Here is a 12,364-nt window from a genome sequence, read left to right as displayed (position 1 = left end):
TCACCGCTTTACCGCAGCCGGCCTCAAGCGGCCCTTACGCATGTCCGTCACGTCGCGCGATCCGATGACCCCCGCCGAACGCCGCGCAGGCATGAGCCTGGCGGCAATCTTTGCTTTGCGCATGCTTGGTCTGTTCCTGATCCTGCCTGTGTTCGCGGTCCACGCGGAGGGCATCCCCGGCGGCGACAACCTGACCCTGGTCGGGCTGGCGATCGGCGCCTACGGGCTGACCCAGGCCTGCCTGCAGATTGCCTACGGTGCCGCATCCGACCGTTTCGGGCGCAAGCCTGTGATCGTCTTCGGCTTGGTGCTGTTCGTCGTCGGCAGTGTGGTCGCCGCGCTCGCGGACGGCATCCACTGGGTCATCGCCGGCCGCGTACTGCAGGGCGCGGGGGCGATCTCCGCCGCGGTTACCGCCCTGGCCGCCGATCTGACCCGGGACCAGCATCGCACCAAGGTCATGGCCATGATTGGCTCGTCGATCGGGCTGGTATTCGCGCTGTCGATGGTGGCGGCGCCCTTACTCTATGCGGCCATCGGCATGGCGGGCATCTTCTGGCTGACCGCGGCGCTGGCCTGTGCGGCCATCGGCGTCGTGCTGTGGGTGGTGCCGGAGGCGCCGCCGGTGCCGCGCGCCAATGGCGGCCGTTTCATCGACGTGCTGCGCGATGGCCAGCTCATGAGGCTGAACTTCGGCGTGTTCGCGCTGCATCTCATCCAGACCACGATGTGGGTCATGGTCCCGGCGGGACTGGTCGCCGGCGGCCTGCCGATGCCGGAGCACTGGAAGGTCTACCTGCCCGCGGTGTTGTTGTCCTTCGTCGTCATGGTGCCCGCCGTGATCGTCGCCGAGCGCCGAAACCTGATGAAGCCGGTGTTCAACGCCGCGGTATGCCTGCTGGCCGTGGTGCAGTTCGGCCTGTGGCTGTTCGGCGAAGGCCTGATTCCGCTGGCCTTGCTGCTGACCATGTTCTTCGTGGCCTTCAACGTGCTCGAAGCCACCCAGCCGTCGTGGATCTCGCGCATCGCTCCGGCATACGCCAAGGGCACGGCGCTCGGCGTCTACAACACCTTGCAGTCGCTCGGGCTGTTTCTCGGCGGCCTGCTCGGCGGCTGGCTCGGACAGCGTTTCGGGCCCGGCGCGGTCAGCCTGGTATGCGGCGCACTGGCGCTTGCCTGGCTGCTCGTGTCGTCCGGCGTGAACCCTCCTCCGGTACGTGCGGTGCCGGCGCCTGAGAAGGCATGAACCACTGCGCGGCATCCACCCCCGATGGCGACCCCATCCGGCGACTTCATTCGATCTAAAAGGAGAACGGGATGGCATCCCTGAACAAAGTGATCCTCATCGGCAACCTCGGCAGGGATCCCGAGACGCGATATGCGCCGAGCGGCGACGCGATCTGCAACCTGACGCTGGCGACGACCGAGACCTGGAAGGACAAGACTAGCGGCGAGCGCCGGGAAGCCACGGAATGGCACCGGGTCGTGTTCTTCGGCCGCGTCGCCGAGGTTGCCGCCCAGTACCTGCGCAAGGGTAGCCAGATCTACGTCGAAGGCCGTCTGCAGACGCGCAAGTGGCAGGACCAGAATGGCCAGGACCGCTATACCACCGAGATCCGCGGCGACGAGATGAAAATGCTCGGCCGCCGCGAGGGCGGTGGCGACACGCCGATGCGCCCGTCCGACAGCGGTTTCGACGCTCCGGCTTCCGCGCCGCGTCAGGCACCGGCCGCCGCCGCGCCGCGCCCCCAGTCGCAGCCGCCCGCATCGTCCTCGTCCGGCTTCGGCGATTTCGACGACGACATCCCGTTCTGAAAGATAGATGTAACGGCTTCGTACAGCGTGACCTGCGCCCCGGCTGCGGGCGTGGATCACCGCTAATATTGCATTCGGGCGTTCGAACCCGGAGCAGCAACGAGAGGAGGGGATTTCCATGAACGAGCTCATCAGCTACCCGGACGGCATTCACGCCCTGGAGTCCGGCTATGGCCGGCCGCTGCTGGCGGCGATCCATATCGTCGTCGATGAAGGGCGCGCCGCGATCATCGATACCGGCAGCAACAACTCCGTGCCCCGGGTGTTGAGCGCCCTGGCAGTACTGGGTATCGCGCCCGAAAACGTGGAGTGGGTCATGCTGACCCACATTCACCTCGATCACGCCGGTGGAGCGGGCAGCCTGATGTGCGCGCTGCCGCAGGCGAAGCTGCTGGTGCATCCGCGCGGCCTGCGGCACATGATCGATCCAGGCAGGCTGTGGGAGGGAACCTCGGCCGTCTATGGCGCCGAGCGCGCCTATGAACTTTACGGGCGGCTCGTGCCGGTTCCGCCCGAACGCATCGTGCCCGCCACCGAAGGGCTCGAGGTGCGCCTTGGCAAGCGCCTGTTCCGCCTGTTCGATACGCCCGGGCATGCGCGTCACCACATCTGTATCTGGGACGACCGCGCCCGCGTCTTTTTCACCGGCGACACTTTCGGCCTGTCGTACCGCGAACTCGATGTCGATGGCCGCGTCTTCGTGCTGCCGACGACGACGCCGACGCAGTTCGAGCCCGAAGCGATGCACGAATCGATCGATCGGATGCTCGCCATGCAGCCGCAGGCGATGTATCTGACCCATTACAGCCGCGTCACCGACGTATCGCGGCTGGGCGCCGACCTGCATCGCCTGATCGACGCAATGGTCGCCGTGGCCCGGGCTGCTCGCGGCGACGGTGTCGCGCGCCATGTCGAGATCCTCGCCGGCCTCGAGCAGGTGATCCGCGAAGAGGCGGGACGCCAGGGCTGGGCGCTGGACGAGGAGCAGACGCTGGAACTGCTGCGCATGGACCTCGAACTCAACGCGCAGGGCCTGGGAGTCTGGCTCGACAGCCAGCGCGCGGTCGAGCCACAGCCTGCCTGACGGGACGAGGGCGGAGTGGATCCGATGGCCGTTTCCTGTATCGGCGCACCCGCCGGCGCAGCACACGTGGAGGTCGATAGCGCGCGCCGCTTCGGCGGCATCGATCGTCTTTACGGCGCCGGCGCGGCACGCGCGCTGGCGGTTTCCCATGCCTGCGTGATCGGCATCGGCGGCGTCGGTTCGTGGATCGTCGAAGCGCTGGCGCGCAGCGGCGTGGGCCGGCTGACGCTGATCGACCTCGACCATGTCGCGGAATCCAACATCAACCGCCAGGCCCATGCGCTCGATGCGACCCTCGGCCAGGCGAAAGTGCTGGCCATGGCCGAACGTGTCGCTGCCTTCAGCCCGCACTGCCAGGTCGATACGATCGAGGACTTCCTGGTTCCGGAGAACGCCGAAACCTTGCTGGAAGGCTTCGATGTCGTCGTCGACGCGATCGACAACGTGCGTGCCAAGGTGGCGATCGCTGCGTGCTGCCGGGCGCGGCGCATGCCGCTGGTGATGGCGGGAGGGGCGGGCGGAAAGCTCGATCCCGCCCGCATCCGCATCGACGATCTGGCCCGTACCCTGCAGGATCCGCTGCTGTCCAAGGTTCGCGCCCGCTTGCGCAAGGAGCATGGCTTTACGCGTGATCCGAAAAAGAAATTCGGCATCGAGGCGGTATTCTCGATCGAGCCCTTGTCCTATCCGCCGGCATCGGCCTGTGATGTCCGCGAAGACGAGGGCGGAAGCGGGCCGGCCAGGCGGGACGGGCTGCAGGGACTGGCTTGCGCCGGCTATGGTTCGAGCATGGCGATGACCGCCAGCATCGGCCTGTTCTGCGCCTCGCGCGCCCTGGAGCATCTGTTGCGCGCAGGGCGGGAGCGCCTGCAGGGCTGAACGCCTCGCCCGTTCCGAATCACTGTGTCCCCGACTGGAGCTGAAGCATGAGTGATGCCGCATCCCAAGACTCCGCTGCGGTCGTCCTGTTCGGCCATGGCGCGCGGGACCCCGAATGGGCCGGCCCGATGCGCCGAATCCGGGCGTGCATGCTCGCCCAGCCCGGCGCTCCCCGGGTGGAACTGGCCTTTCTCGAATTCATGCAGCCAAGGCTGCCGGAGGCAATCGCCGCATTGGCGGCTACGGGCGTACGGCGCATCGCGGTCGTCCCGATCTTTCTCGCCCAGAACGGGCATCTCAAGCGCGACTTGCCGGCGCTGCTCGATGAAGCGCGCGCAGCGCATCCGGCCTGTGAGATCAGTCTTGCAGTCGCTGCGGGCGAGGCTGACACGGTGATCGCGGCGATGGCCGGCTATGCACGCGCCTGCGTGGGCTGAACGCTCCGGCCTGGCGTGACCCTGTGCACGCCAGGCGCGCGCGCGAAAAGCCTCCGCACGGGCAGGGGCGATAGAATCGGCGCAACCTCATTCGCCGCCGCACGGACATGAACATGAAGGACATACCACCTTACCAGGACCGGCGCCTCGACCGGCGGCTGCCACTGGGCTGCCCCGCCTTCATCGCGCTGCGCAGCGGTGAGCGCATCGATGCGGTCTGCGTCGAGATCGGGGTCGGAGGGATGACCTTGCATGCCGCCTACGTGCCGGAACGCAACGAAGTCATCGACGTCGCGGTGCTCGGGCCACAAGGCTCCCCTACGCCTGGCAGGCCGCCGCTTCTCGGCAAGCTCGAGGTCACGCGCTGCAACGCGCTCGGCGATGGGCTGTACGAAATCGGCGGCCGTATCCTGCGGGTGGTCGATTAGGCCGGGCTGCCATCTCCGGGCTCGCCGCCGCCTCGTCTAGCGTGCGTCTCTGCGCACGAGCATCCACAGCGCGAACACGGCTGTCGCGGCAAAGCTCATCAGAGACCAGTTGGCGATCGACAGGCCGAGGAAAGTCCAGTCCACGGCGGCGCAGTCGCCCGCCCCGCGGAAGATCATCGGCAGTGCCTCGCCCAGTGGAAAACTCTCCAGCATGAACTCCAGCCCTGGCCCGCATTCGGGAATTGCGGGCGGGTCGATCTGCATCCAGGTCTGGCGCGCGGCGATGCCGGCACCGGCAAGGGCGCCCAGGCCGATCAGCGCGGCGTAGATCCGGCTGCCCGTGCGCGCCGGGCCGTGCAGCCCGCCAACGAGGGCGATCAGCGCCACGGCAAGGAAGGCGTAGCGCTGCATGACGCACATCGGGCAGGGTTCGAGGCCTTTCGCATGCTGCAGATAAAGGCCAAAGCCGAGCAGGCCCATGGCGGTGGCGAACAGGGCGAGGTAAAGCAAGCGCGCCGGCAGGCGCTGCAAGGTCTGGATCAGGGGCATCGTGTTTCGCATTCCTGGGCGGGCGCCCATTGTAGGTGATGTTTCCTCGGAGCGTGCCGGGCGGGTTCAGGTTCCCAGCGCCGCCTGCAGCATGTCGAGAAAAGCCCGTGTCTTGGCCGGCATCAGCCTGCGCCCGGGGAATACCGCCCAGGCCGTGTTCGAAGGCAAACACCAGTCTGCCAGCACACGGCGCAATTCTCCGCGGCGCACGTAGGGCGCGGCGAAATAGTCGGGCACGGCGGTGATGCCCGCGCCCCCGCGGGCGAACTGGATCAGCAGTTCGGGGGAGTTCGCCGTGATGCTTCCCGGCGGTGTGCCCTGCCAGCGGGCATCTCCCCGCATCAGCGTCCAGCCCACCGCCTCGCCGGTACGTGCCAGCAGACGCAGCGCGCGGTGCGTGTTCAGCACCTCGGGACGGTCGGGCTCGCCATGTTCGGCGAGGTAGTCCGGCGAAGCATAGAGCCCGCTGGGGAAGACCGCGAGGCGGCGCGCAGCGAGCAGGGCGTCGTCGGGCAGTTCGCCGATGCGGATGGCGATGTCGAAGTTCTCGCCCAGCAGATCTACGCGGCGCGGCGACAGATCCAGCTCCAGTGATACGGCCGGATGCATCGCCGAGAAGGCCGAGAGCATGTCGGTCAGCAGCAGGCCGGCGAAGTCGCTCGGCATCGATACCCGCAAACGGCCGCTGGGGCGGGCCTGGCGGCTCTCGGCCAGCGCTTTCACCGCTTCGATCTCGTTGACCACCTGGCGCGCATGTTCCAGCAGGGCCTCGCCGAATTCGGTCAGCGTCAGGCGCCGCGTGGTGCGCAGCATCAGCCGCTCGCCCAGCTTGTCTTCCAGTTGCGAAATGCGCCGCGAAACCGTGGATTTCGGCAGGCCGAGCCGGTCGGCCGCGGCGGTGAAGCTTCCGCTTTCCGCCACGCGGGCAAAGATCAACAGATCGTTGGGGTCGTACTGTTCCATGGCAGGGACAATGTTGTGCGTTTCGCTGGATTAATGATTAAAGCTGACGTGATTAGACTCTCGTCACCGTCTTCGAACAAGACCACGGCTTCGACAGATTCCAGCAATCCCCCAAATCCACGGAGAGCACTCATGAACATTCTGCAGATCAACGGCAGCGCCCGCAGCGAAGGCGCCAATTCCACCCGTGTCGCCAACGGCATCGTCGCCCGCCTGCTGGCGGCCGAGCCCCAGGCCCGCGTCGTGCTGCGCGATCTGGCACGCAACCCCGCCCCGGTGATCGATGAGGCTGCGCTGGGCGCCTTGTTCACGCCGGTCGAGCAACGCACGCCGGAGCAGGCCGCCCGTGTCGCCCAGAGCGACGCGCTGATCGCCGAAGTGCAGGCCGCCGACGTCATCGTGCTGGGCGTGCCGATGTACAACTTCGGCATTTCGTCCCAGCTCAAGAACTGGATCGACGCCATCGCCCGTGCCGGCGTGACTTTCCGCTACACCGAGAATGGTCCCGAAGGCCTGCTGAAAGGCAAGAAGGCGCTCGTTGCCTTCGCCCGCGGTGGACGCTACCGTGGTACGCCGGCCGACACGCAGACCCCCTATCTCCAGGCCGTGCTCGGCTTCGTCGGCATCACCGACGTCCGTTTCGTCTATGCCGAAGGCTTGAACATGGGTGAAGAGGCGGTGCAGCAGGGCTTTGCCCAGGCCGAGGCCGACATCGAGGCCGTTCTCGGCTGAACGCCGCGGGCAGGGGAGATCCGCCCCGGCCTCGTCCCGCCCGCGTGCATTTCCGGCGCATTTTTCAGGAGTACCGCCATGTCCGTCCGCTCCGCCGAAACCGTTTCCCGTCCGCGCAGTGTCGAGCGCCTGGTCGCCGGCCTGGCGACCTCCGATGGTGCGGGGGTCAAGCTCAACCGTGTGCTGACCCAGCCGCTGCAGCGCCGGCTCGACCCCTTTCTGATGCTCGATGCCTTTGGCAGCGACAAGGCCGACGACTACATCGCCGGTTTTCCCGATCATCCGCACCGGGGCTTCGAGACCGTCACCTACATGATTGCCGGGCGCATGCTGCATCGCGACAGCGCCGGCCATCAGGGCCTGCTGGAGAACGGCGGCGTGCAGTGGATGACTGCCGGCAGCGGCGTGATCCATTCCGAAATCCCGCAGCAGGAAGAAGGCGTGATGGAGGGTTTCCAGCTGTGGCTCAACCTGCCGGCGCGGGACAAGCTGTGCACGCCCTGGTATCGCGACTTCGCGAGCGCCGAACTGCCACGCTTTTCCACCGCGGCCGGCGCGCGCGTGACCGTGATCGCGGGCGAGAGCCATGGTGTCACCGGTGCGGTGACACGCGAGGCCACCGCACCGCTGTATCTCGACCTGCACCTGCCGGCGGGGGCGGGCTTCGGCCAGCCGCTACCCGCCGCGCACAACGCCTTCCTGTACGTCTATCGCGGCGAACTGAAGGTGGCTGGCACGACGGTGCCCGCCGGGCGCATGGCGATCCTCGCCAACGGCGAGGACCGTGACGGAGTCGCCGTCGAGGCCGGGCCGGACACGCGTGCGCTGCTGATCGCCGGCCGACCGTTGGGCGAGCCGATTGCGCAATATGGGCCTTTCGTGATGAACACCGAGCAGGAAATCTATCAGGCACTGGCCGACTATCGTGCCGGCACACTCGCCGCCGCCTGAGCGGAAGGGCGCGCGACTCAGCCTGCGAGCGCCTTCAGTGCGGCCACCTGGGCTGTGATCGGGGCGGGAATCGGCCGTTCGCCGGCCAGCATGGCGCGGATCTGCGCTGCGTTTTCCGCCACCGACGGGGCATCCGGCAGGGTGCCGAGCGGCGGTGCGCCGCCTTCCTCACCCGGCACGCCGATCGCTGCCCGCCCTTCCATGTATACCTTCATCTCGGGGCAACGCCGCGGGTTGGCGTAGATTTCGCCTTCGGTGCCGCGCAACAGCATGGCGCGGCCGGTATCAGCACGCAGGAAGGCGTCCATGCGTTCGAGGTATTCGGGGTGGGTGACCGCCACCACGCGTACGCTGCGCCCGCGACAGGGGTCGAGCAGCTTGGCGACGATGTGGCCGCTGGCGCGCACGCCCATGCGCGTGCGCAGCGACAGCAGGGCATCGAGACCGGGCAGCAGCTTGTCGGCGCCGATGCAGCCCAGGCGGCCGGCGGCCAGTTGCCGTGCCGCTTCCCCGGCGCTCGCCGCAGGCTGCAGGCCGAGCGCGGCAAGCAGCTCGAAGGGGCTCACGCGGGTGTCGAAATCGTGCCGTCCCTGGATCAGCACCGGCACGCCTTCGCGCGCCAGCAGCATCGCCACCAGCGGCATCAGGTTGGATTGGCGGCGCGCGCCGTTGTAGGTGGGCAGCACCACGCAGCGTGGGCCGTCGGGCACCGCCACTTGCGCGGTGCGCGCATCCATCGCCTGCTTGAAACCGATGAGTTCGTCGAGCGATTCGCTCTTGATGCGGAAGGCGATCAGGATCGCGCCGAGCTCGATGTCGGGCACCTTGCCGTCGAGCATGTCGCCGAACAGGCCGGCGGCGGCAGCGCTATCCAGAGAACGCGCGCCCTTGGCGCCCCGTCCGATTTCCTTGATGATTGGGCCGTAGTTCATGGCGGCGATTATGGGCATGTTTGCATTGCCCCACCAGTCCGCCGCGCATGCCGACAGGCAAGCCCCGCACAAGGAGACAACAGACGATGGACGTCGGATTCATCGGGCTCGGCCTCATGGGTCGTCCCATGGCATTGAACCTGATCGCGGCCGGCCACGCCGTGCATGTGTGGAGCCGCAGGCGCGAATCAATGCAGCCGCTGCTGGCGGCCGGCGCCGGCGACTGCGCCAGTGCGGCGGAGGTCGCGCGCCGCGCTGCGGTCACCATCAGCATGGTCGCCGATGCGCCGGACGTCGAGCAGGTCACGCTCGGCGCCGACGGCGTGGCGGCGGGCGCGGCTGCCGGACACATCCATGTCGACATGAGCACCATCGCACCGGCTGCCGCGCAGGCGATCGCCGCCCGCCTGGCCGAATGCGGCGTGACGTTGGTCGACGCCCCCGTGTCCGGCGGCGAGCCGGGGGCCGTCGCTGCCACGCTGACCATCATGGCCGGTGGCGATGCGGCTGCTTTCGAACGTGTGCTGCCCTTGTTCCGGGCCATGGGCAAATCCGTCACCCGCATCGGCGGCAGCGGTGCGGGCCAGGTGGCCAAGGCCTGCAACCAGATCCTGACCGGCGTCGGCGTGGCGGCGGTGGCCGAGGCATTCAACTTCGCGCGCAAGAGCGGCGTCGATGCTGCCAGGGTGCGCGAGGCCCTGCTCGGCGGATTCGCCTATTCGCGCATTCTCGAGAATCATGGCCAGCGCATGCTCGAGCGCAACTTCAAGCCGGGCTTCAAGGCCTGGATGCACCACAAGGACATGCGCATCGTCATGGGGGAGGCGCACCGCCTCGGCCTGGCCTTGCCGTCGGCGGCGGCGACCGCGCAAATGTTCAACGCCATGGTCGGCAGCGGCCTGGGCGAGGATGATTCGGTCGCGATGCTGAAGGTGCTCGAGAACATGAGCGGTGGCCCGGATGCGTGAGGAGGCAGCCATGAAAGTCGGTTTCATCGGGTTGGGCGTGATGGGTGAGCCGATGGCCCGCCACCTGCGCGTGGCGGGCCATGATCTGGCCGTGTGGGCGCGCCGTCCGGGATCGGCCGGGGCACTGGCCGCCGAGGGTGTGCCCGTGTGCGCGACGCCTGCCGAACTGGCGGCGCGCAGCGAAGTGGTGATCACCATCGTCACCGGCAGCGCGGACGTGGATGCGCTGGCTTTCGGCGAGCAGGGGCTGGCCGAGGGCTTCGCGCCCGGCGCGGTCCACGTCGACATGAGCACGATCGCGCCGGCCATGGCCCGTTCGCTGGCCGAGCGCCATGCCGCGCATGGCATCGGCTTCGTCGACGCGCCGGTGTCCGGCGGAGGCCAGGGCGCGCGCGACGCGGCGCTGGCGATCATGGCCGGTGCCGAGGCGCCGGTGCTGGCCCGCGTGCGCCCGCTGCTCGAAGCCATGGGCAAGCGCATCGTGCATATCGGTCCGCCCGGTGCCGGGCAGGTGGCCAAGGCCTGCAACCAGATGATCATGGTGTCGGCGATCCAGGCCTGCGCCGAGGCCTTCCGCCTGGCCAACGCGCATGGCGTGGACGCGGCGGCGGTGCGGGCCGCGCTGATGGGCGGTTCGGCCGGATCGCGTGTGCTGGAGGTGATGGGGGCGAAGATGGTCGAGCGCGATTTCACCGCGGGAGTGGAGGCGCGCCTGCATCACAAGGATTTTGCCATCCTGATGGACGAGGCCGCGAGGCTCGGCGCGCCGCTGCCGGTCGCCGCCCAAGTCTGGCAGCAGCTCAATGCCTTGATGGGGGCGGGCTGGGGGCGAGAGGACAGTTCGAGCCTGCTGCGGGTGCTCGAATCCTAGGTGCGGGGCTTGCCGTACCAGCGGAAGCGCTCGATGACTTCTGCCATTTCTCGTTCGGACAGCAGTACTGGCGTGCCGATCTGCAGCGTACGCCAGTACTGTTCGCAGAGGGTTTCGAGCTCGATCGCCAGTGCCAGCGCATGGGCCAGGTCGCGGCCGAACACCACCATGCCGTGGTTGGCCAGCAGGCAGGCGTTGCGGCCCTGCAAGGCTGCCAGCGCGGCGTCCGACAAGGCCTGGCTGCCGAAGGTGGCGTAGCGCGCACAGGGCACCGTGCTGCCGCCGAAGCGCGCGATCATGTAGTGGAAAGGCGGAATGCCGAGGCGCTGGCAGGCGAGCGCAGTGGCAAAGGGCGCATGGGCGTGGAGGACGGCGCCGGCTTCGGCAAAGGCGGAGTAGATGTCGCGGTGCAACTGCCATTCCGACGACGGCGCGGCCGGCCCGCGCCAGCCGCCGTCGGCTGCGACGACGGCCATGTCCTCCGGACGGCAGTGTTCGGCGGCGAGCCCGCTGGGCGTGATCAGCATGCCCGCCGCCGCGGGCAGGCGCACGCTGGCATTGCCCGCGGTGCCGACGTTCAGCCGTGCCGCACCCATCGCATGCATCGTGCCGAGCAGCGCTATGCGTAGTTCGGGATGATCGGCGGGGTGCGCCGGCGGGTGGACGGACTTCGGGTTCATCGTGCGGCCTCGGGATAGCGTCCGGCCAGTGCGGCGGGCTCGACCACGCCGCGTTCGGTGATGATGCCGGTGATCAGCGTCGCCGGCGTGACGTCGAAGGCGGGGTTGGCGGTGCGGGTGCCGGGCGGGGCCTGGCGCAGTTCGGCAATGGCGCCGGCGGCATCGATGCCGCGCAGCATGCAGATCTCTTCCGCGCCGCGGTCTTCGATCGGGATGGACGGCCCGTCCGGGCAGGCGAAATCCAGTGTCGAGTGCGGCGCAGCAATGTAGAAAGGCACGCCGGCGGCCTGCGCGGCGAGCGCCTTGAGCCAGGTGCCGACCTTGTTCGCGGTGTCGCCGTTGGCGGCGATGCGGTCGGCGCCGGTGATGACCATGTCGACTTCGCCGCGCATCAGCAGCAGGCCGGCGGCGTTGTCGGCGATCAGCACATGCGGCACGCCGGCGGCAGCCAGCTCCCAGGCCGTCAGCAGGCCCTGGTTGCGCGGCCGGGTTTCGCTGACGAACACTTCCACGGCGATGCCGGCCGCCTGCGCGGCATAGACTGGCGCCAGCGCCGTGCCGGCGCCGCAGGTTGCCAGCCAGCCGGCGTTGCAGTGGGTCATCAGGCGCACCGGGCCGGGCCGGCGGGCGGCGACGGCCTCGATGAGCGCCAGGCCGTGGCGGCCGATCGCGTCGCAGGTCGCGGCGTCGTCGACGCGGATTGCCTCCGCTTCGGCCCAGGCGGCGTTCACGCGGGCCGCAGGCGGCAGCGGGCGCAGTGCCTTGTCCATGCGCGCCAGCGCCCAGTGCAGATTGACTGCAGTTGGCCGGGTGGCGCCCAGCATCTGCAATGCCCGGTCGAGCGCGGCGTCGCCGCTTTCGCGCAGCAGCGCCAGGGCGATGCCGTGGGCCGCCGTGGCGCCAATCAGCGGCGCGCCGCGCACCTGCATGGCGCGGATGGCGTGCACGGCCTCGGCGAGTGTGGCCAGGCGCAGGGTACGGGTATGGAACGGCAATGCCGTCTGGTCGAGGATGAGGAGCGCGTCGCCGTCGCGGTGCAGCGTGGGCGTCGGTTGTTCGAACATGTGGATGACTT

General features: G+C 68.6%; 15 protein-coding genes. 10 read left to right on the top strand and 5 right to left on the bottom strand.

Translation table 11 applies throughout. The features are described 5' to 3' along the window. The first annotated feature begins 40 nt into the window (after positions 1-40). From C666_RS00335 to C666_RS00310, 6 genes are all read left to right on the top strand, one after another. Positions 41-1,246, top strand: a complete 1,206-nt coding sequence (locus C666_RS00335) for an MFS transporter (protein WP_004332344.1) — start codon at positions 41-43, stop codon at positions 1,244-1,246. Between the two features lie 71 nt (positions 1,247-1,317). Continuing rightward, positions 1,318-1,815 (top strand): single-stranded DNA-binding protein, encoded by a 498-nt coding sequence (gene ssb, locus C666_RS00330; protein ID WP_004332342.1) that lies wholly within the window; start codon positions 1,318-1,320, stop codon positions 1,813-1,815. A gap of 118 nt (positions 1,816-1,933) precedes the next feature. Beyond that, positions 1,934-2,899, top strand: a complete 966-nt coding sequence (locus C666_RS00325) for an MBL fold metallo-hydrolase (RefSeq protein ID WP_004332340.1) — start codon at positions 1,934-1,936, stop codon at positions 2,897-2,899. Positions 2,900-2,923: 24 nt separating this feature from the next. Beyond that, positions 2,924-3,778 carry a tRNA threonylcarbamoyladenosine dehydratase gene (locus tag C666_RS00320; RefSeq protein WP_004332338.1) on the top strand — a complete coding sequence of 285 codons (855 nt, stop codon included), beginning with the start codon at positions 2,924-2,926 and terminating at the stop codon, positions 3,776-3,778. Between the two features lie 47 nt (positions 3,779-3,825). Then, positions 3,826-4,215 carry a sirohydrochlorin chelatase gene (locus tag C666_RS00315; protein ID WP_004332336.1) on the top strand — a complete coding sequence of 130 codons (390 nt, stop codon included), beginning with the start codon at positions 3,826-3,828 and terminating at the stop codon, positions 4,213-4,215. Between the two features lie 113 nt (positions 4,216-4,328). Next, entirely contained in the window at positions 4,329-4,643 is a 315-nt protein-coding gene (locus C666_RS00310; protein WP_004332334.1) for a hypothetical protein, read from the top strand. Positions 4,644-4,679: 36 nt separating this feature from the next. Here the strand turns inward: C666_RS00310 and C666_RS00305 are convergent, their stop codons facing one another. Together C666_RS00305 and C666_RS00300 are read right to left on the bottom strand one after the other, a co-directional pair. Continuing rightward, the gene (locus C666_RS00305) at positions 4,680-5,192 is read right to left on the bottom strand and encodes a disulfide bond formation protein B (protein ID WP_004332333.1); all 513 of its coding nucleotides are present in this window, start codon (positions 5,190-5,192) and stop codon (positions 4,680-4,682) included. 66 nt (positions 5,193-5,258) lie between these two features. Then, positions 5,259-6,155: a LysR family transcriptional regulator gene (locus tag C666_RS00300; RefSeq protein WP_004332332.1), complete on the bottom strand. Its 897-nt coding sequence runs from the start codon at positions 6,153-6,155 to the stop codon at positions 5,259-5,261. 132 nt (positions 6,156-6,287) lie between these two features. Between C666_RS00300 and C666_RS00295 the strand changes: the two genes are divergently transcribed. After that, positions 6,288-6,887, top strand: coding sequence for an FMN-dependent NADH-azoreductase (locus C666_RS00295; RefSeq protein WP_004332331.1), 600 nt, complete (start codon positions 6,288-6,290; stop codon positions 6,885-6,887). A 78-nt stretch (positions 6,888-6,965) separates the two neighbouring features. After that, positions 6,966-7,838: a pirin family protein gene (locus C666_RS00290; protein WP_004332330.1), complete on the top strand. Its 873-nt coding sequence runs from the start codon at positions 6,966-6,968 to the stop codon at positions 7,836-7,838. A 17-nt stretch (positions 7,839-7,855) separates the two neighbouring features. Here the strand turns inward: C666_RS00290 and ybiB are convergent, their stop codons facing one another. After that, positions 7,856-8,770, bottom strand: coding sequence for a DNA-binding protein YbiB (gene ybiB, locus C666_RS00285; RefSeq protein ID WP_004332329.1), 915 nt, complete (start codon positions 8,768-8,770; stop codon positions 7,856-7,858). Between the two features lie 86 nt (positions 8,771-8,856). Here ybiB and C666_RS00280 point away from each other — a divergent pair, with 86 nt between their 5' ends. After that, positions 8,857-9,738 carry an NAD(P)-dependent oxidoreductase gene (locus C666_RS00280; protein ID WP_004332328.1) on the top strand — a complete coding sequence of 294 codons (882 nt, stop codon included), beginning with the start codon at positions 8,857-8,859 and terminating at the stop codon, positions 9,736-9,738. A gap of 10 nt (positions 9,739-9,748) precedes the next feature. Beyond that, positions 9,749-10,609: an NAD(P)-dependent oxidoreductase gene (locus C666_RS00275; RefSeq protein ID WP_004332327.1), complete on the top strand. Its 861-nt coding sequence runs from the start codon at positions 9,749-9,751 to the stop codon at positions 10,607-10,609. Here C666_RS00275 and C666_RS00270 read toward each other — a convergent pair. Continuing rightward, positions 10,606-11,289, bottom strand: a complete 684-nt coding sequence (locus tag C666_RS00270) for a class II aldolase/adducin family protein (protein ID WP_004332326.1) — start codon at positions 11,287-11,289, stop codon at positions 10,606-10,608. The two genes, C666_RS00275 and C666_RS00270, sit on opposite strands and share 4 nt — an antisense overlap. Further along, a complete protein-coding gene (mtnA, locus tag C666_RS00265) occupies positions 11,286-12,353 on the bottom strand; it encodes an S-methyl-5-thioribose-1-phosphate isomerase (RefSeq protein ID WP_004332325.1) in 1,068 nt (355 codons plus the stop codon). The genes C666_RS00270 and mtnA overlap by 4 nt, the downstream gene beginning before the upstream one ends. Positions 12,354-12,364 lie beyond the last annotated feature (11 nt).

Origin of the sequence: Thauera linaloolentis 47Lol = DSM 12138, from assembly GCF_000310205.1 — a bacterium.
Taxonomy (GTDB): domain Bacteria; phylum Pseudomonadota; class Gammaproteobacteria; order Burkholderiales; family Rhodocyclaceae; genus Thauera; species Thauera linaloolentis.
Note: the sequence above shows the minus strand (reverse complement) of the source record. Positions and strands in the feature narration are given on the sequence as shown.

Excerpts from the sequence above, each read along its gene's own strand:
- C666_RS00270 (WP_004332326.1), bottom strand. The coding sequence starts at position 11,289 with ATGAACCCGAAGTCCGTCCACCCGCCGGCGCACCCCGCCGATCATCCC.
- C666_RS00280 (WP_004332328.1), top strand. The coding sequence starts at position 8,857 with ATGGACGTCGGATTCATCGGGCTCGGCCTCATGGGTCGTCCCATGGCA.
- ybiB (WP_004332329.1), bottom strand. The coding sequence starts at position 8,770 with ATGAACTACGGCCCAATCATCAAGGAAATCGGACGGGGCGCCAAGGGC.
- C666_RS00310 (WP_004332334.1), top strand. The coding sequence starts at position 4,329 with ATGAAGGACATACCACCTTACCAGGACCGGCGCCTCGACCGGCGGCTG.
- C666_RS00295 (WP_004332331.1), top strand. The coding sequence starts at position 6,288 with ATGAACATTCTGCAGATCAACGGCAGCGCCCGCAGCGAAGGCGCCAAT.
- ssb (WP_004332342.1), top strand. The coding sequence starts at position 1,318 with ATGGCATCCCTGAACAAAGTGATCCTCATCGGCAACCTCGGCAGGGAT.
- C666_RS00275 (WP_004332327.1), top strand. The coding sequence starts at position 9,749 with ATGAAAGTCGGTTTCATCGGGTTGGGCGTGATGGGTGAGCCGATGGCC.
- C666_RS00305 (WP_004332333.1), bottom strand. The coding sequence starts at position 5,192 with ATGCCCCTGATCCAGACCTTGCAGCGCCTGCCGGCGCGCTTGCTTTAC.
- C666_RS00315 (WP_004332336.1), top strand. The coding sequence starts at position 3,826 with ATGAGTGATGCCGCATCCCAAGACTCCGCTGCGGTCGTCCTGTTCGGC.
- C666_RS00300 (WP_004332332.1), bottom strand. The coding sequence starts at position 6,155 with ATGGAACAGTACGACCCCAACGATCTGTTGATCTTTGCCCGCGTGGCG.
- C666_RS00335 (WP_004332344.1), top strand. The coding sequence starts at position 41 with ATGTCCGTCACGTCGCGCGATCCGATGACCCCCGCCGAACGCCGCGCA.
- mtnA (WP_004332325.1), bottom strand. The coding sequence starts at position 12,353 with ATGTTCGAACAACCGACGCCCACGCTGCACCGCGACGGCGACGCGCTC.
- C666_RS00325 (WP_004332340.1), top strand. The coding sequence starts at position 1,934 with ATGAACGAGCTCATCAGCTACCCGGACGGCATTCACGCCCTGGAGTCC.
- C666_RS00290 (WP_004332330.1), top strand. The coding sequence starts at position 6,966 with ATGTCCGTCCGCTCCGCCGAAACCGTTTCCCGTCCGCGCAGTGTCGAG.
- C666_RS00320 (WP_004332338.1), top strand. The coding sequence starts at position 2,924 with ATGGCCGTTTCCTGTATCGGCGCACCCGCCGGCGCAGCACACGTGGAG.